The sequence below is a fragment of the Bacillus sp. CDB3 genome (genome assembly GCF_002081505.1).
Lineage (GTDB): Bacteria > Bacillota > Bacilli > Bacillales > Bacillaceae_G > Bacillus_A > Bacillus_A cereus_AT.
On sequence record NZ_ALBR01000014.1, the window covers coordinates 84,436 to 102,784 of the forward strand.

An 18,349-nucleotide genomic window follows, 5' to 3' on the forward strand; every position below is an offset into this window, starting at 1 on the left:
GTGAGCACGTTGGGGAAACTCAGTTTTACTTTTAATAAGATCAGAAAAGATTATATTCAAATGCTAGTTGGAAGAAAACGCCCTTCCTGGGCTCCAGTTAAAAGAAAATTAGTAAGAGTCCCTCATCGAGCAGGGGCTCTTTTTCTTAATACAGAAACAGAGGAACGTCGTATTGATGTTCCTCTTGTGATTAAAACGAAAAAAGATATGGCTGATTTACAAAAGGTAAAAGAAGATTTAGCGGATTGGCTATATACAGAGCAACCAGCCGAACTTATTTTTGATGATGAATTAGACAGGACATATCTAGCTTTAATTGATGGTTCTGTAGACTTGGATGAGATAATCAATAGAGGAAAAGGTGTAATTACTTTTGTTTGTCCGATGCCATATAAATTAGGAAAACAAAATACTCATACGTTCTCTCAAAATGGTTCTACTGAAGTGGCAACTTCTTTTACTAATCAAGGGAATATAGAAGCACCTCCAATTATTGAAGTGGAGGCCCAAAAACCAAGTACATTTTTAGATGTGTGGTTTGGTGAGCATCCGTATAATCGTGATTACTTCAGAATTGGTTATCCTTTAAAAACAGAGCAATTACCCGTAGAAAGAAATCAAAGACTTATATGGGACGAAATGGCTACCACTGTAGGGTGGAGTAAAGTCAGTTCAATGGAAGATGGCAATCCAATTGGTGAAATGAAGTCAGATAAATACCAATTCTTTTGTTCTGATTTTGGTAACAGTACAGGTAAAGGATGGCATGGTGCAGCTGTTAAAAAGAACATACCTGGGGGACCAGTACAAGATTTCATTATGCAAGCCTATGTTACATGTAAGAGTAAAAAGATTAATGAAATGGGCCGAGCTGAGATAGCAATACTTGATGAAAATAGCAAGGTTCTTTCAAAAATCGCTATGAATGATCTTTTTTGGCAAGCTGAGCAAAATTTTGGAACGATGGTTATTGGATATGATAACAAGCCAGGGAAAACAGGATTGATTTATGAGAGTGGTGATTATCCGAATACCTGGAATCAGTATTTTGGTCGATTGTGGATAGCTAGAACCGGAAATGTATGGGAAGCATATATTTCAAAATTCTTGCCAGGGACAGAGAAAGATGATTCAGAACGTTTTGCACGGTGGACAGATGAAAATAACTACCATATGGAAAAAGCCGCACAAATTCAGATTAGTATTATGCAATGGCAAGATGTTCTGCCAGTAGAAGCAATGTCAGTTAGTGATTTGAAATTTTGGAAAGTGAATGTAAATACCAAAAACGATCCGCCTTACATTTTTGACGCAGGAGACAAAATTATTATTGATACAGAAAAAAGTATAGTGACAATTAACGGCAAGAATGCAATTAATTTAAAAGACATTTTTAGTAATTTCCCAACTGTAATACGTGGTGAGAATCGTATCAATATAATGCCGCCAGATGTGAAAGCTACTGTTAGTTATAGGGAGAGATATAGATGAGAACACCAAGCGGCATTTTGCATGTTGTGGATTTTAAAACAGATCAAATCGTTGCAGCTATTCAGCCGCAGGACTATTGGGATGATAAAAGGCATTGGGAAATCAAAAACAATGTTGATATGTTGGATTTTTCTGTTTTTGATGGAACACCTCATTCGGCTACTTTACAACAACAAAATCTTGTTTTAAAAGAAGTTCGCGACGGAAGAATTGTACCATATGTTATTACAGAAGCTGAGAAAAATTCGGATAAACGGTCCATTACCACATATGCTTCAGGAGCTTGGGTTCAAATTGCTAAGTCAGGCATTATAAAACCACAACGAATAGAAGGTAAAACAGTAAACGAATTTATTGATATGGCCCTAGTAGGAATGAAATGGAAACGTGGAAAAACAGATTATGCAGGATTCCACACTATGACCATTGATGAATTTCTTGATCCGTTGACGTTTTTAAAGAAAATAGCTTCTTTATTTAAATTAGAAATCCAGTACCGCGTTGAGATTCAAGGTTCACAAATAATTGGATGGTATGTTGATATGATTCAAAGGCGTGGTCGAGACACGGGGAAAGAAATAGAGCTGGGGAAAGATTTAATAGGTATTACACGTAATGAACATTCAAGAGATATTTGTACAGCACTAGTCGGCTTTGTGAAAGGTGAAGGCGATAATGTAATTACTATTGAAAGTATCAACAGGGGACTTCCGTACATTGTTGATACTGATGCATTTCAACGATGGAATGAACGTGGTAAACATAAATTCGGTTTTTATACGCCAGAAACAGAAGAATTAGACATGACTCCAAAACGTTTAATGACGTTAATGGAAATAGAATTTAAAAAACGTGTCAATACTTCCGTTTCTTATGAAGTAGAAGCACAATCGATTGGACGTATTTTTGGATTAGCACATGAACTAATTAACGAGGGAGATACGATCCGAATCAAAGATACAGGCTTCACGCCTAAGTTATACCTTGAAGCACGCGTTATTGCTGGCGATGAATCTTTTACGGATCCTACGCAAGATAAATATGTGTTTGGTGATTATCGCGAAATTACTGATCCAAACGAAGAATTACGAAAGATTTATAATCGTATTCTTAGTTCATTAGGAAATAAGCAAGAACTGATAGATCAGTTAGATAAATTAGTGAAAGATGCAAATGAAACAGCTAGTGATGCTAAGAAAGAATCCGAAGCAGCGAAAACACTGGCTGAAAAGGTTCAAGAGAATCTTAAAAATAACACGGTGGACATCATTGAAGCTAAGAATCCACCGACAACAGGACTTAAACCTTATAAAACACTTTGGCGTGATATTAGCAATGGAAAGCCTGGTGTTTTAAAAATATGGACAGGCGCAGCCTGGGAATCCGTTGTACCTGATGTTGAATCTGTTAAGAAAGAAACACTTGATCAGGTGAATGAAGATATTGAGTCCGCTAAAACAGAGTTAAATCAAAAGGTTAAAGAAGCACAAAATCAAGCAACAGGACAATTCAACGAAGTGCAGGAAAGTTTACAAGGTGTCAGCCGTACAATTACTAATATCGAAAATAAACAAGGTGAGATCAATAAGAAAGTAACTCAGTTTGAACAGGATTCTAATGGATTTAAAATTTCTATTGAATCGTTAACGAAAAAAGATACTGACATTAGTAATAAATTAAATACAATTGAATCGACTGTGGAAGGTACTAAACAGACTATTTCCGATATACAGCAAACTACAAGTAACCTGACAAAAACAACAAATGAAATAAAGAATACGGCCACTTCAAATAAGCAGACTATTGAACAATTACAAACTGATATGAGTAATCTTTCTGTAGGTTCAATCAATCTAGCAAGTGATTCAGAATCAGGATTAAACAAACAGAACATGGCTGGAACCTGGTCAGATAGTAAACAAATGACTCTTTCTGATAAGATTAACTACAGAAATAAGACGTTTACTATTTCTTTTTTATTCACTGGTAAAATGACTAAACTTAATACAAATCCTTGGTTCGGTGTAGAAACAGCGATAACCTATGCGGATGGAGAGCAAGAGTATAGGTCTATAAGAACAGACTCGAAATTAAAGGCTAATGTGGATTATAAAGATGAACCATTATCATCTACATTCAAGACCAAAGACAAGGATGTAACCCAAATTAGATTTTACTATTCCGGGCGCAATATTGATGGGAATTTAAATTCTCACCATGCAAAATTTGAAGAAGGTAATATACGAACTACATGGCAACTAGCTAATGATGAAGTTACTTCTAAAGAAACATTCACGAAAAAACAACTGAAATTGAGCAAAATGTGGAGGGTGTTAAAACCACAGTAAAAAGTGTTCAAAATAACCAGGCTGGATATGAACAACGTATGAGTGATGTGGAACAAACTGCAAGCGGACTATCTTCTAAAGTTAGTAATTTAAATAATGTAGTATCAGATCAAGGTAAGAAACTTACTGAAGCAAATACCAAACTAGAACAACAGGCAACAGCAATTGGGGCAAAGGTTGAGCTTAAACAAGTAGAGAATTATGTCGCTGGATTTAAGATACCTGAGTTGAAGCAAACTGTTGATCAGAATAAAAAAGATTTACTTGGCGAGTTAGCGAACAAGCTTGCGACAGAACAATTTAATCAAAAAATGACTCTGATCGATAACCGTTTTACCATCAATGAACAAGGTATTAATGCGGCAGCAAAAAAAACAGAGGTATACACAAAAGACCAAGCAAACGAGCAATTCGCTACAGATTCCTATGTAAGAGATATGGAATCTCGTCTTCAGATGACAGAAAAAGGCGTTAGTATATCTGTAAAAGAAAATGGCGTTATTGCAGCATTCAATATGAGTAAAGAAAATATTACATTGAATGCGAGCCGAATTAACTTAGTAGGTTTTATTACAGCAAATCATATCAAAGGACAAGTTTTAGAAGGGGTAACACTTAAAACGAGTGGAAATAGATTTGTTGAAATAAATAAGCAAGACATGAAGATTTTTGATTTAGATAAACCACGTGGCTATATGGGATTTATGGAAACAGATGATGGAAGTATTCAACCTGCACTTGTTCTTGGTTCGGATAACAGAAAATTCACTGGTACAGGTTCATTCTATATTTATCAAAAGATTCCACGAATTAACGGTACTGAGCAACCTTCTAAAGCTTGGGCTAAATTTGGAATATCAAAAGGAGAAAACGCTGAAGGGACTAATGTTTGGTCATCATACATCCAAATGAGTAATGACGGTGGTCATCTATATGCATATGCAGACGGAAGATTGTATTTTGATTGCTTGAATGATATCGTTTTCAACTCAGTTGGATGGGCTCCAGGATACGGTAAATTCATGGTGACCACAACGGAACCACATTATTTTACAAATAACTATGGTGAGTTTAATTTCCAAAGGAAAGGTAGTGGTAACAAAATAACCTTCCTCAACGGCGTTAATGATCATGATTTAGTCATGGGTAGAGTAATGATAAGGTCAAGTCTTGCATCAGGTTATGACACCGGACTACAAATTAAAGATACACTTGGAAATGCATGGCGAGATATAGAGTTAAGAACACTGCGAGCTAAAGAAAATATATCTGCTACAGGGCGTATGTGGGCGCAAGAATTTATCCCTAATTCTTCTCGTACGCTTAAAACGGACATAGAAGACCTTCCATTTTCTGCTTTAGATAAAATCAACTCTGTAAACATCAAACAGTATCACTTTATAAGAGATGTTGAACGCTTCGAGTCAGGGGAGTCTATTATACTTCCAATTAATTACGGTATGATTGCGGAGGACTCTGACGATGTATTCACCACACCACAGAAAGACGCTGTAACACTTTATAGCTCGGTTTCAATTTCTATTCAAGCAATACAAGAAGTTGACTTTAAAGTTAAAAATCTTCAATTTGACCACGGTATGTTGAAGCAGGAAGTTGACACTCTTAAAGAACAACTTGAAGCAGAAAAACTTGAGAAAGTTTCAATGAAAGCTGAAATTGATGAATTAAAGGTATTAGTGCAACAATTACTAAACAAATAAAACGAAAAGAGAGTGAATTATTATGGCTAAATTTTTCAAACCGGTATTTGATGAATTAACAATCGATCATGGTTCGGATATCTTATTAGAGGAGAATCATATGATTATCAATATCAATGCTGATAGAGTTCGAGAACAATTAAATTATGATGAATCATTAATGGTTTCTGAATTTCCATTGTTTAAACTTCCGGAAGATTTAATAAACGAGTTAACTACATTAGGAAAACAAGCGATTCCACATACTACACATTCAAATGTGAAAGGATGGTTTAAAATGCGACCGGATTTTGGGAGCGATGTAGTAAATTATGCATTTCAAATGTTATCCGGATATGATGTGTTTGACGGTAAGGAAATGAAGTGGAAGTGTATAGAAAAAGCTTTTGGTGGATTAGAAACGAAACACAAAGTATTACAAAGAGCAACCTATGTAATTGTTTTAAAAGATGTAACGGAAGTGGTCAACTAATATAACGAACTGGCATACTAAAACAAAAGATAAATGAGAAACCAGAGCAGCCATAAGCTGTTTTTTATTTTGAGGAGATGATCAGTGTGAAACGAATAGTAGACCAAGCAATTTATGAAAAGTATGTTAGCCAGGAAAACAAAAGCCTAGTCAAAGATTTTCTTATTGAAAAGAAAGCACAAGGGAAAGCGGCAAGCACTTTACAGCAATACAATTGGGATTTACGAATTATTTTGTTTCTAATACATGAACACTTCGAAAATAAAAACCTTATTGCTTTAACGCGAAAAGACATCCGAAATTTATCTATTATTTTTCAAGAGATGGGAATGTCTAATGCTCGTGTGAATGGATTGATGAGTGCGTTACGTTCGGCATTGGAGTTTTGCGCAGACGATGATGACTATGAGTATGAATTTAATGTGGGCTCAAGGGTACGTGGTTTACCTAAAAATCCAATTAGAGAAATAACATTTGTTACTGAGGACCAAATTAATTGGTTAATCGATGAATTACTTAAACAAGAAAAATATATGTTAGCAACCTATTTAGCTCTTTCTTATTACAGTGCAGCAAGAAAAAATGAAGTTCACCAGGTTCAAAAAGAAGGACTGACAGAACAATATTATACAAATGTGGTCCGAGGTAAACGCGGTAAAAAGTTTAGATTATATTACAATCCCCGAGTGCAGAAGTGCATTCGTTTATATATAAATCAACGAGGTAAAGATGCTATTCCAGATTTATTTGTAAGAGTTTATAAGAATGGCGGGCGAAAACTTTTAAATAAAAGTGTATTTAATTATTGGTGCAAGATATTTTCTAAGATGCTGAACGATAAGGAAGGGAAAGATTTTAAAATCAACCCTCACTGTTTCCGTCATAGCAGATTAGACAATTTAAAGGTACAAGGTGTACCACTCGAAAAATTAAAATCGCTTGCTAATCATTCTGATATTTCTACAACAGAATCTTATCTGAAGGATAGAAGTGAAGAAGATATTGCAGAGATATTTGGAATGGATCCAAGTTACTTTGCGGCTTAAAAAGGAGAGGAAAAGATGGATCGTATTGACTTATTATTAAAAGCATTTGTAGCTACGTTTGGTGGCTTCTGTGGGTATTTCTTGGGAGGATGGGATGCAACATTGAAAATTTTAGTGACGATGGCAGTTATTGATTATTTAACTGGCATGATTGCAGCAGGATACAACGGAGAATTAAAAAGTAAAGTTGGTTTCAAAGGCATCGCCAAAAAGGTGGTGCTTTTTCTTTTGGTCGGCGCAGCCGCTCAATTAGATACAGCACTTGGAAGTAACAGTGCAATTCGTGAAGCGACTATTTTCTTCTTCATGGGTAATGAGTTACTTTCACTTTTAGAAAATGCTGGTCGTATGGGGATTCCGCTACCTTCAGCACTAACGAATGCAGTTGAAATTTTAGGCGGTAAACAAAAACAAGACGAGAAAAAGGGAGATGTTCAATAATGGAAATCAGAAAAAAATTAGTTGATCCAAGTAAATATGGTACAAAGTGTCCTTATACAATGAATCCAGAATTTATTACGGTCCACAATACGTACAATGATGCTACAGCAGAAAACGAAGTGGCTTATATGATTCGAAATGATAACCAAGTATCGTTTCATATTGCAATAGATGATAAAGAAGCAGTGCAAGGTATTCCTTTAGAGCGCAACGCATGGGCTTGTGGTGATGGAAATGGTTCGGGTAATCGCAGGTCTATTAGCACAGAAATCTGTTACTCTTTAAGCGGTGGAGATAGATATTATAAAGCGGAAGATAATGCAGTTATCGTGGTAGCTCAACTAATGAAACAGTACAATATTCCAATTAGTAAAGTTCGCACACACCAATCATGGAGCGGAAAGTACTGTCCTCATCGTATGTTAGCTGAAGGACGTTGGAATAACTTTATTGAAAGAGTCCAAAATGCATATAACGGAGGTGGTAATAACGTAACTCCGACGCCTATTCCATCGTCAACTAGTGGGACAGGTATTGCATATATTGAGGGGAATGGCATTAACCTTCGTAAAGGTCCTGGTACTGGATATGGAGTTATTCGTCAATTAGGGAAAGGTGAGTCCTACGAAGTATGGGGACAATCAAACGGCTGGTTAAACCTTGGTGGCGATCAGTGGATTTATAATGACCAATCATATATTCGTTATACTGGAAGAAATGCACCAGAACCTTCGAAACCTTCAAATGATGGTGTGGGTGTAGTGACTATTACAGCGGATGTATTACGCGTTCGTACTGGTCCAGGAACTAGCTACGGCATCGTAAAAAATGTACACCAAGGTGAAAAATATCAAACGTGGGGATGTAAAGACGGTTGGTATAATGTTGGTGACGATCAATGGGTTTCAGGTGAATATGTGAAGTTTGAAAGATAAACATATTGAATGGTTTTTCTACAAAAGAATAGTTTTATAAACAAAAATAAGAGCCGTCCTGTCGGGCGGCTTTTTTATTTTCTCCACTCAATGACAGTTCGCTTCTTACATGTATCGCAAATAAAATTCCCTGTATTTTGATAGACAAATTGTTCATGATTACAGTTTGGGCACTCGGCCATTTGTTTATGTCTTGCTCCGTATAAAAATAACAATGATATTAAAAACAAACCAAAACCAGGTATTATACCAACAATAGTTATACAAAGAAGTAATGAAATCCCGATTCCAAAAAGTCCTAAAAAACGAAATGTAGATTTTTTTACTTGTTTAATTTTGGCAATTTTCTCTTTTTCTAATTCAATAATAAAAGTTTCCCCGTCCGCAGTTTTACGTAACTCCATAAAATCTCCCCCTTAAATTAAGTGAATCATACCAATTAATGTAACATTTTAGAAGGATTATTTATTAACACCGTACTTACATATTTTTTTGATCTTCTTCAAACCAAATGTCTTCTATATGTAATTCGAGAAATTTGGAAATGCGATATGCAACAGGCAATGTAGGAGTAGCTCCTTTAATTAAGTTTGTCATAGTTGAATTTGAAATTGATGCTTTTTTTGCAACAAAGCTATACTTGAAACCTTTACTGTCTAAAATTTCTTTTAAACGACTTCGCATAATATTTTCTCCCCCTAACAAAAAAGTACTAGTTCTTTCTTTTATTTTTTCGCTTGGACAGGCAAAATCCTTCTTTCTAGTTCATATACCTATATTACTTCCACTTAGAAGCCCACAAGGAAGCAGAGACATCAAGAAGGGAGAGGGTTACATGCGTTGGCAGTATAATCACTTGAACACAACTCCATATTTACATCCTTCAAAAGAACTAAGGGATATGTACAATGAATCAAGATCAAGAGCAGAAACGGAGTCAATTATGAATCATATGAAAAATTATGAAGTGTTTAATACCAAGGAGTATAAAAGATATTTCAGTTTATCCCAGATTATCGAAGAGGATCTATACGGTGAGGAAGAAGATATTTTAAATTGGGAAACTCTAATGGATTGTTATGATGTTGTACTTACTAAGTCAGGGATTAAGTTTCGTGAAAAGGAAGAGGAGGAATAAGCATGACTATTACAGGGGAAGCGATAATTATTTGGACGGCAACAGGAATATCTGTAGTTGCTATGAAAGTAGCAGAAAAAATGGGGAGAAGTGTTCCACATTGGCTTCCACGTGTCACCTTGTACACAACCCTTATAGGCTCGTTTCTATACCTTCTACGTTATGTTCTCGTTGCATTTCTATGAAGGAATACGATGTGGAAACTTTTCATTCTTTATGTCATAAGGGGCTTAGCTTGTATGCATGTATTCCTTGAAACAGGGATATATACCCTCTATAAGAGGGATATAGGGAGTGATTTTATGTTGGAGCTATTATCGGTACCGGTCGCTGGATTAATTTACGTTATATTCGGTGATAAGTTTAAAAATAAAGATGATGACCGTAAAAAGATACAAGTATTTTTCGAAGTAAGTGGAATTGCAATTCGGAGAGAGGATAGATTGCAGTATCCTGTTTTTCTTGAGAAAAAAAAGGATGATCGAAGCACAACTTATGTATATCGGTTGCCTGTAGGGATGCCGAGTAAAATTATTCAGAAGGTCGAAGATGTTGTCTCTGAAGGGTTAAATAAACCTGTCCGAATTGATTACGATAATTACAAATTAAATATTCGTGTGTTTCATAAGGATATACCGAAAAAATGGTCATGGTCTACTGATTTAGTGACAGAAGGAAATTGGCGTGTGCCAATGGGCCAAAGTTTAGAAAAACTTATCTATCATGATTTTGATAAAACACCACATATGACACTAGGTGGTCTCACACGAATGGGTAAGACGGTATTTCTAAAGAATGTAGTTACGTCACTTACTTTAGCGCAACCAGAGACTATTCATTTATACGTTATTGATTTGAAAGGTGGATTGGAGTTCGGACCGTATAAGAACTTAAAACAAATAGTTTCCATTGCTGAGAAGCCCACAGAGGCCTTTATGGTATTAAAGGATATTCTTGAGAAAATGGAAGAGAAAATGCAAGACATGAAAGATAGACATTATACAAACGTTGTAGAAACAAATATCAAAGAGCGTTATTTTATCATTGTGGATGAAGGCGCAGAACTTTGTCCTGATAAAAGTATGAAAAAAGAGCAACAAAAATTATTAGGAGCATGTCAGCAAATGCTTTCTCATATAGCGCGTATAGGTGGAGCACTAGGTTTTAGGTTAATATTTTGTACACAATACCCGACGGGTGATACATTGCCACGTCAAGTAAAACAGAATAGTGATGCGAAATTAGGATTTAGACTACCTACCCAAACAGCTTCAAGTGTAGTTATAGATGAACCGGGATTAGAATCGATAAAAAGCATTCCCGGACGTGCGATTTTCAAAACAGATAGACTTACTGAAATTCAGGTGCCTTACATTAGTAATGAAATGATGTGGGACCATTTAAAACAATATGAGGTGGAGAAACATGAGAATGCAAACACATATGCAGATCAACCGTCAAATGGCGATACTTGCGACGATTAGAAAGCTACAGTTTGCAACAAGAAGGCATTTAATGAGTGTTCATGACATGGGTGGAATAAGAAATGCAAATCGGATTATGAAAGACCTCTCTTCTTACACGAGTAAAGTAACTCACAACAAAGAGTATGTTTATTATTTAAATCAATCGGGGCATAAGTTATTTGGTGAAGGGAAAGTAGTTCATCATAGTAGAGTAGCGCATGCTATTTTACGTAATGAAGCATGGTTGCATTTATTTTGTCCAGATGATTGGCAGATTGAAACGGAAATAAGATATATAAAAGATGATAAGAAAAAGAAGATTGTTCCAGATGTGAAGTTTCGTGATGAGGACAGGATACTTCATGCAGTAGAAATAGACCGTACCCAAAAGATGGTGGTCAATGATGAAAAACTAAAATGTTATGAGGAGCTTACTAAAATATATAAACAAAAATATAAAGGAAAAGTGCCAGTTATCCATTTCTTCACCATAACAAAATATAGAGAAAAGAAATTGGAGCAACTGGCAGCAAAATATGATGTATTTGTAAAAGTATATGTAATCCAAGAAATTTAATTTTGTAGGAATTAACGGGAAAAATAAATGGGAATATATTAGAAGAGAGTGATCGCAAACGACCGCTCTCTTTTGACCACGTAGACCACATTGACCACAACTTGTACCACATTTATTATTTACTTTATGTCCATTTTGTCTAAAATAGAAAATATAGCTGGACAACAACGCACGTTTTAACACATAATGGACACAATGCCTCTTTAGAGGTGTAAAGAAAAAACATTGACAAATATAAAATGGCTAGCTATAATTTTGTTTGTTGCCTTGAGGTGATATGATATGAAATGGTCCATCCATCAATTGAATAAATTGAGAAATAAAGGATTGACATTGAATGAAATGGTAGATGTAAGTGAGCTAAAAGAGGTCGAGAAAGATATTCGTGAAATTAATCCCGTTCATGTAACAGGAAGAGTTGATTTTGGCTCCGGTAAGTTTACGTTTCATCTACATATAACTGGAAGCATGGTTTTACCATGTTCTCGCTCTTTAGTAGATGTGACATTACCATTTGACATTAAAACAACTGAGGTGTTCCAAACTTCAGAAGAAGAATTTGAAACAGAAGCTGAAATTCATTGTTTAGAAGGAGAAGTACTTGACTTACTGCCCGTAATCAAGGAAAATATACTTTTGGAGATTCCAATGCAAATTTTCAGTGATGATGTTTCTGGTGGAGCACCGATGCAAGGTCAAGACTGGCAAGTGATTTCGGAAGAAAACAAAGAAAAGACTGTTGATCCAAGATTAGCAGGACTTGCAAAGTTTTTTGACAAATAATCGGAAGACTGGTTTAGGCCTTCATATGAAAATAACTATTTCTTTTAAGGAGGTGGGAAGAATGGCTGTACCTTTTAGAAGAACTTCTAAAACAGTAAAAAGAAAGCGTCGTACGCATTTCAAATTATCAGTACCTGGTATGGTAGAGTGCCCAAGCTGTGGTGAAGCGAAATTAGCTCACCGTGTATGTAAAGCATGCGGTACTTACAAAGGTAAAGAAGTAATCAGCAAGTAATTGCGGGAAAATAAACGTAGAAGATATCTTCTGCGTTTATTTTTTTTGTCTTATTCTTTATTTGTTGTATTCTATCTTTTCTAGTAACTGCATATGCTTAATAAAAAATGCATAGGGAGGACTAGAGAGATGGCGACAACAAGACAAGATGCTTGGACTGATGATGAAGATTTGCTTCTGGCAGAAGTAGTACTCCGGCATATTCGTGAAGGTGGAACCCAACTGTCCGCTTTTAAAGAAGTGGGGAGACATTTGTCTCGTACACCTGCAGCTTGTGGATTTAGGTGGAATTCTTACGTTAGAAAGCAGTATAAAGAACGTATTGAAGAAGCAAAGCAACTTCGTAAGGTAGAAAATTATGAAGTGAAAGAGACAAAGGTATTAGAGCCGAAATCTATTACGTTGAATGATGTTATTGATTTCTTACGAAATTATAAAGATGAAAACTCTTTAATGGTGTTGCAACAACAAATTGAATCGTTACAAACAGAGCGAGAACGCCTTCTGGAGCGATTATCAGTATATGAGGAAGAATATAGAACATTACTTGATTATATCGATCAAAAAAGAAGTGTAATGGTAGCGGAAAGAAATGGTGCTTGCTCGAATGGGAAATTAGAGAAGGTAAAGAAATAAAAAACAGCTGTTACGCAGCTGTTTTTTTTATTTCTTATGCAGATTCTTCATTTGTAACCGCATTCATATTTGTTTCTGGAAGCCAAATATAAAAATCGCCATCAGTTACTGATACTGGTTGGAAACTTAATTTATCCCAAAAACCAGCTGAATGGATACGTGCTATCGTTTTAATTGGGAATTTCAGTTGCTTCGCATAGTTAACAAGTATTTGTCCGAATCCTTGTTTTTGAAAAGTCGGTAACACTTCAAGTTTATAAAGTTCTAGGTAAGGTCCTGTAATTTCAAATGGTTCTCCGCCGTTCCTTTTCATGTATAGACTCATACGTGCGATTAGCGATCCTCCGTAATAAATACCGTAAAATGGAGATTCGCTATCATTTTCAATAATGTTTGCTTCTAATTCTTCCAACATGGATAGCTCTTGAGCTCCGCAACCTTTAAACTTTTTAAATTCATCTAATGTTTTATAATTGATGAGCAAGCGCTCAACTTTTGGGAATCCCATTACATCACATCCTTTTCATATCTTGTTGAATGCAGAAAAATTAAAATATTTATAATAATATTATAACTCATTTTTAAATTTTTATGAAGAAGATAGAATATTTCTTTCATTATTTTTTTGAGGATTTGCTAAACTAAGAGTAGAACTATGTATATAAGTAGTATATACATAGTGAAAGAAGAGGTTGCATTTGTTAAAAGATAATTTAATAAGCTGTAAAGGGGGAAGAGCAAGGGAACTTACATCACTTGTTTAATATAAGTTCCTTGTGTGAGGATGAAAATTGGAATTGTTGGACCAGGGGCTATTGGTCTCCTATATACATTTTATTTACAAAAAAACAATCAAGATGTTACGTTGTTTACAAGGACGGCTAAGCAGGCTGAGGAATTGAATGTAACAGGTGTAACTTGTATTAGAAATGGGGAAAGTGAAACGGTATTTCCAACTGTTTTACCGATAGAAAGTATGCGAGATGAGAAGTTGGATTATACATTTATTGCTGTAAAGCAGTATCATATAACTGACATATTACCTTTTGTGCAGGCTGAATCGTCATTAATCTTTTTGCAAAATGGAATGTCTCACCTTCACATTATGCAAAGATTAGGGAATGAACGTATAGCGGTTGGGATCGTGGAGCATGGTGCGAAAAAAGAAGGGCAACATACAGTCCATCATACTGGAATAGGTGTTACAAAGTTTGGTGTAGTGCGTGGTCAATCTAATGGTTTTGAAAAGGTGTTGAATCATTTTCATTCTCATTATTTTCCAATTCAAGTGGAAGATGATTGGAATGGGATTATGTGTAATAAATTAGTGGTGAATGTATGTATTAATCCACTGACCGCATTATTACGGGTTGAGAACGGAGAGTTAATTTCAAATCCGTTTTTTTATCAAATGATGGAGCAAGTATTTCAGGAAGTCGCATTTCTTATTAAAGAAGAGGACAAAAGAATGGTATGGAAAATGGTATGCCAAGTATGTGAAAAAACAGCTCGTAATACATCATCTATGTTAGCGGATGTAAGAGAGAATAGACAAACGGAAATTAATGCGATTGTCGGATATGTATTAGAAGAAGCGAAGGGACGACACCAATCCGTTCCGACACTTCAATTTTTGTATGATGCAATAAAAGGGATGGAATTATAAGTGTTTTTCTTTGCTTTTACGGGAAACATTGACTACAATGTGGGTTGGTGAGAGAACAGGATACGAAAGGAAGAATTATATGGAGATAAAAGAAATCTCTGTTCCACTACAAGGTGTTGTAGCGGACTATGTGAACGGTAAAAAAGAGATAGAGTCATGTTTTGACTATTTGTTAACAGAAGATGCTTTTAAACAGCGTTTACATGATTTACGTGAGAGAGAGTTTTTCCGTCAAGATTTAGTAACGCATTTATTAGAATATAATACACAATTGCAAGCGGGAGAATCTACAATTCAAAATATAAAAGCGCTTGAAGATGAAAATACATATGTAGTTATAGCTGGACAACAAGCTGGATTGTTAACCGGACCACTTTATACAGTGCATAAAGTCATTTCGATTTTACAGCTTGCAAAAGAAAAAGAAGAGAGCTTAGGGGTTCGAGTTGTTCCGGTCTTTTGGATTGCTGGTGAAGATCATGATATGGATGAAATTAATCATACATTTGTAACGAAAAATAAAAAAATAAAAAAGACCATTTTTCATGATCGTCATCCGAAAAAAGCGAGTGCTTCTGAGTCAGAGCTTTCTATTGAAGACTGTAGAAAATGGATTGAAGAGATTTTTAAAACATATCCGGAAACGAATTTTACAAAGGATGTATTACAATTTGTTGAGGATGCTTTAGATAAATCGCATACATATGTAGATTTCTTTGCGCACCTTATTACAAAAATGTTCGTAAATTCTGGTTTAATTCTTGTAGATTCCCATCACCCTGCATTAAGAAAATTAGAAGTACCGTTTTTACAACAAATAATAAGTAAATATAAAGAAATTCAAGTAGGCCTTCATAATCAACAGGAAGTAATTAAGGAATTAGGATTTAAACCGATTATTGAAACGAAGGCAAATGCAGTACATATATTTATGGAAATTGATAATGAGCGAGTGTTACTTGAAGAGAATCAAGGGAAGTTTATTGGGAAAGATGGAGTGCATTCATTTTCGTATGAAGAATTGATGGAAGAGATGGAAAGAAGTCCAGAACGTTTTAGTAATAATGTTGTAACGCGTCCTCTTATGCAAGAGTATGTGTTTCCTACGTTAGCGTTTATTGGTGGTCCGGGGGAGTTAGCTTATTGGAGTGAATTGCAACAAGTGTTTCATACTGTCGGTTTCCAAATGCCACCTGTCGTTCCTCGGCTTACGATTACTTATATGGAGCGAGATATAGCGACAGATTTATACGATTTAGATTTGCAAGAAATTGATCCATTTCTAAATAAAGTAGATAATTTGCGTGACAATTGGCTTTCTAATCAAATAGAGGAACCGATAGACGAACGATTTCTAGAAGCGAAAAAAGAAATAATGGATATTCATACATCATTACAACTATTCGTGAAAAAAATAGATCCAGGATTAAATGAGTTTGCAGGGAAAAATGAACTGAAAATTAATGAACAAATTGAACTGTTAGAAAAAATGTTGAAAAGAAATGTTGAGAAGAAGCATGAGGTTCAACTAAATAAATTCCGACGGGTGCAATTTGCGCTTCGTCCATTAGGAGCACCGCAAGAACGTGTGTGGAATGTCTGTTATTATTTAAATCAATTCGGTCTTGATTTTGTGGACCAGGTAATGGAACAATCATTTTCGTGGGATGGAAAACATCATGTAATAAAACTATAGAATCTTGCTCTTTTGAGCAGGATTTTATTTTTATTCTGTTGAATTAACTGTGAAGTGAAATATTTCTGAATTATCTATCTTATATTGGTGTAATGAATCGCTATGTACCAGGTATATATATATGACAAAATAGCACAAAATGTAAACGGATTAATATCTTTTTCGACAGGTTTTTGTTTAAATTCCCGCAAAAAATGATAAAATTTAGTATATAATAAAATAAAATAGCGATTTGTATAGCAGGCTACCTTGTTGGAAGTTAAATGAGTCGTTCTTTATTAGCATTTCATCCTCTAGTAGTAAATAATGTTTGTAGAGTGAGAAATGTATTTAACATAATTAATTGGAAAAAGAGTAGGTGCAGCAATGTTCAAACACGTAACAGTACTTTTGAAAGAAACAGTAGATGGCTTAGATATAAAGCCGAGTGGTACATATGTAGATTGTACACTGGGTGGAGGAGGACATAGTTCTTATTTATTATCCCAGCTAACAGATGGTGGAAAATTAATAGCATTTGATCAAGATGAAATAGCGATTCAAAATGCAAAGGAAAAATTTTCTTCTTATGGTGAACAATTTATAACAGTGAAGAGCAACTTCCGTTATTTATCTGAAAAACTACATGAATTAGGTATCACAGAAGTAGACGGGATTTTATTCGATTTAGGTGTTTCATCCCCACAATTAGATACACCAGAGCGTGGCTTTAGTTATCATCATGATGCACCGTTAGATATGCGGATGGATCAAGATGCCCCATTAACAGCATATGATGTTGTAAACAGCTGGTCATATGAACAACTCGTAAGAATTTTCTTCCAATACGGCGAAGAAAAATTTTCAAAGCAAATAGTAAGGAAAATTGAAGCGTATCGCGAGAATAAGGCTATTGAAACGACAGGAGAATTAGTAGAATTAATTAAAGAAGGTATTCCAGCTCCGGCACGTAGAACAGGTGGACATCCTGCGAAGCGAGTATTCCAGGCGATTCGTATTGCTGTAAATGATGAATTAAAAGTATTTGAAGAGGCATTGGAGTCTGCAATTGATATGGTCAAGCCTGGTGGAAGAGTTAGTGTTATAACGTTCCATTCCTTAGAAGATCGTATTTGTAAAACGACGTTTAAGCGAAATAGCACAACGCCACAATTACCACCGGGGCTACCTATTATTCCGGATGAATTTAAACCGAAATTAAAGCTTATTACAAGAAAACCGATTTTACCTTCTGACATTGAATTAGAAGAAAATAATCGAGCGCGTTCTGCGAAGTTGAGAATCGCTGAAAAACGATAAAAAGGAGAGAGAGGTATGACTAATTTAGCTGTAAAGTATAAACAACAGGCGCAAGAAGAGGTAAAAATTCAAACGCCGCCACAGCAGATGGTTAAGCCAAAAGTTAAAGCGAAAATTACAAGAATTGAAAAGCTATTGTATGTAACGTTTATTGGGTTTTTATTATATGCTTGTGTAGCTTTTATTGGGAATAAAGCGGGTCTTTATCAAGTGAATGTAGAAGCAGCGACAATAGAAGAACAAATTGTGAAAAAACAAAAGGAAAATCAAGAATTGCAGGCTGAAGTAGAGAAATTAAGTCGTTATGAACGTATCGCTGAAGTTGCAAAAAAACATGGGCTAGAAATTAATGCGAATAACGTGAAAGGCCTAAAGTAAGGCAAATAGGTGTGAAGAGAA

Annotated in this window: 19 protein-coding genes and 1 pseudogene; 17 read left to right on the forward strand and 3 right to left on the reverse strand. The window is 35.3% G+C overall.

Annotated elements, in window-relative coordinates; genetic code table 11:
- Positions 1-9 precede the first annotated feature (9 nt).
- The 6 genes and pseudogenes from CDB3_RS04810 to CDB3_RS04835 all read left to right on the forward strand — a co-directional run bounded on the left by CDB3_RS04810 (position 10) and on the right by CDB3_RS04835 (position 8,454).
- On the forward strand, positions 10-1,491 hold the full coding sequence (locus tag CDB3_RS04810; RefSeq protein WP_128853637.1) for a distal tail protein Dit: 1,482 nt from the start codon (positions 10-12) through the stop codon (positions 1,489-1,491).
- A pseudogene (locus CDB3_RS04815) lies at positions 1,488-5,560 on the forward strand (phage tail spike protein). The gene CDB3_RS04810 and the pseudogene CDB3_RS04815 overlap by 4 nt, the downstream one beginning before the upstream one ends.
- Positions 5,561-5,582: 22 nt before the next feature.
- Positions 5,583-6,032 (forward strand): hypothetical protein, encoded by a 450-nt coding sequence (locus tag CDB3_RS04820; RefSeq protein ID WP_128853638.1) that lies wholly within the window; start codon positions 5,583-5,585, stop codon positions 6,030-6,032.
- A gap of 86 nt (positions 6,033-6,118) precedes the next feature.
- Positions 6,119-7,078 carry a tyrosine-type recombinase/integrase gene (locus CDB3_RS04825; RefSeq protein WP_128853639.1) on the forward strand — a complete coding sequence of 320 codons (960 nt, stop codon included), beginning with the start codon at positions 6,119-6,121 and terminating at the stop codon, positions 7,076-7,078.
- Between the two features lie 15 nt (positions 7,079-7,093).
- Positions 7,094-7,519 carry a phage holin family protein gene (locus tag CDB3_RS04830; protein WP_128853640.1) on the forward strand — a complete coding sequence of 142 codons (426 nt, stop codon included), beginning with the start codon at positions 7,094-7,096 and terminating at the stop codon, positions 7,517-7,519.
- Positions 7,519-8,454 carry an N-acetylmuramoyl-L-alanine amidase gene (locus CDB3_RS04835; protein ID WP_128853641.1) on the forward strand — a complete coding sequence of 312 codons (936 nt, stop codon included), beginning with the start codon at positions 7,519-7,521 and terminating at the stop codon, positions 8,452-8,454. Before CDB3_RS04830 ends, CDB3_RS04835 begins: the two co-directional genes overlap by 1 nt.
- 74 nt (positions 8,455-8,528) lie before the next feature.
- On the opposite strand, the gene CDB3_RS04840 is transcribed toward CDB3_RS04835, so the two are convergent.
- Positions 8,529-8,858, reverse strand: coding sequence for a hypothetical protein (locus CDB3_RS04840; protein WP_128853642.1), 330 nt, complete (start codon positions 8,856-8,858; stop codon positions 8,529-8,531).
- A gap of 76 nt (positions 8,859-8,934) precedes the next feature.
- Positions 8,935-9,138 carry a helix-turn-helix transcriptional regulator gene (locus CDB3_RS04845; RefSeq protein ID WP_128853643.1) on the reverse strand — a complete coding sequence of 68 codons (204 nt, stop codon included), beginning with the start codon at positions 9,136-9,138 and terminating at the stop codon, positions 8,935-8,937.
- A gap of 151 nt (positions 9,139-9,289) precedes the next feature.
- On the opposite strand from CDB3_RS04845, the gene CDB3_RS04850 reads away from it, so the two are divergent.
- The 7 genes from CDB3_RS04850 to CDB3_RS04880 all read left to right on the forward strand — a co-directional run bounded on the left by CDB3_RS04850 (position 9,290) and on the right by CDB3_RS04880 (position 13,289).
- Positions 9,290-9,592, forward strand: coding sequence for a hypothetical protein (locus CDB3_RS04850; protein WP_128853644.1), 303 nt, complete (start codon positions 9,290-9,292; stop codon positions 9,590-9,592).
- A gap of 2 nt (positions 9,593-9,594) precedes the next feature.
- On the forward strand, positions 9,595-9,777 hold the full coding sequence (locus tag CDB3_RS04855) for a hypothetical protein (protein ID WP_128853645.1): 183 nt from the start codon (positions 9,595-9,597) through the stop codon (positions 9,775-9,777).
- Between the two features lie 117 nt (positions 9,778-9,894).
- On the forward strand, positions 9,895-11,076 hold the full coding sequence (locus CDB3_RS04860) for an FtsK/SpoIIIE domain-containing protein (RefSeq protein WP_128853646.1): 1,182 nt from the start codon (positions 9,895-9,897) through the stop codon (positions 11,074-11,076).
- Positions 11,018-11,635 (forward strand): replication-relaxation family protein, encoded by a 618-nt coding sequence (locus CDB3_RS04865; protein ID WP_128853647.1) that lies wholly within the window; start codon positions 11,018-11,020, stop codon positions 11,633-11,635. The genes CDB3_RS04860 and CDB3_RS04865 overlap by 59 nt, the downstream gene beginning before the upstream one ends.
- Positions 11,636-11,917: 282 nt before the next feature.
- On the forward strand, positions 11,918-12,418 hold the full coding sequence (locus tag CDB3_RS04870; protein WP_000872151.1) for a YceD family protein: 501 nt from the start codon (positions 11,918-11,920) through the stop codon (positions 12,416-12,418).
- 61 nt (positions 12,419-12,479) lie between these two features.
- Positions 12,480-12,653, forward strand: coding sequence for a 50S ribosomal protein L32 (gene rpmF / locus CDB3_RS04875; protein WP_001984764.1), 174 nt, complete (start codon positions 12,480-12,482; stop codon positions 12,651-12,653).
- Positions 12,654-12,782: 129 nt separating this feature from the next.
- Complete coding sequence (locus CDB3_RS04880; RefSeq protein ID WP_097830901.1) at positions 12,783-13,289, forward strand: RsfA family transcriptional regulator; 507 nt, start codon at positions 12,783-12,785, stop codon at positions 13,287-13,289.
- A gap of 34 nt (positions 13,290-13,323) precedes the next feature.
- On the opposite strand, the gene CDB3_RS04885 is transcribed toward CDB3_RS04880, so the two are convergent.
- Positions 13,324-13,797 carry an N-acetyltransferase gene (locus CDB3_RS04885; protein WP_128853648.1) on the reverse strand — a complete coding sequence of 158 codons (474 nt, stop codon included), beginning with the start codon at positions 13,795-13,797 and terminating at the stop codon, positions 13,324-13,326.
- 270 nt (positions 13,798-14,067) lie between these two features.
- On the opposite strand from CDB3_RS04885, the gene panE reads away from it, so the two are divergent.
- The 4 genes from panE to ftsL all read left to right on the forward strand — a co-directional run bounded on the left by panE (position 14,068) and on the right by ftsL (position 18,328).
- Positions 14,068-14,955, forward strand: coding sequence for a 2-dehydropantoate 2-reductase (panE, locus tag CDB3_RS04890; RefSeq protein ID WP_128853649.1), 888 nt, complete (start codon positions 14,068-14,070; stop codon positions 14,953-14,955).
- A gap of 79 nt (positions 14,956-15,034) precedes the next feature.
- Positions 15,035-16,651 carry a bacillithiol biosynthesis cysteine-adding enzyme BshC gene (bshC, locus tag CDB3_RS04895; RefSeq protein WP_128853650.1) on the forward strand — a complete coding sequence of 539 codons (1,617 nt, stop codon included), beginning with the start codon at positions 15,035-15,037 and terminating at the stop codon, positions 16,649-16,651.
- A gap of 366 nt (positions 16,652-17,017) precedes the next feature.
- Positions 17,018-17,950 (forward strand): 16S rRNA (cytosine(1402)-N(4))-methyltransferase RsmH, encoded by a 933-nt coding sequence (gene rsmH, locus CDB3_RS04900; RefSeq protein ID WP_097830905.1) that lies wholly within the window; start codon positions 17,018-17,020, stop codon positions 17,948-17,950.
- A gap of 15 nt (positions 17,951-17,965) precedes the next feature.
- The gene (gene ftsL / locus CDB3_RS04905) at positions 17,966-18,328 is read left to right on the forward strand and encodes a cell division protein FtsL (protein ID WP_128853651.1); all 363 of its coding nucleotides are present in this window, start codon (positions 17,966-17,968) and stop codon (positions 18,326-18,328) included.
- The last annotated feature ends 21 nt before the right edge of the window (positions 18,329-18,349 follow it).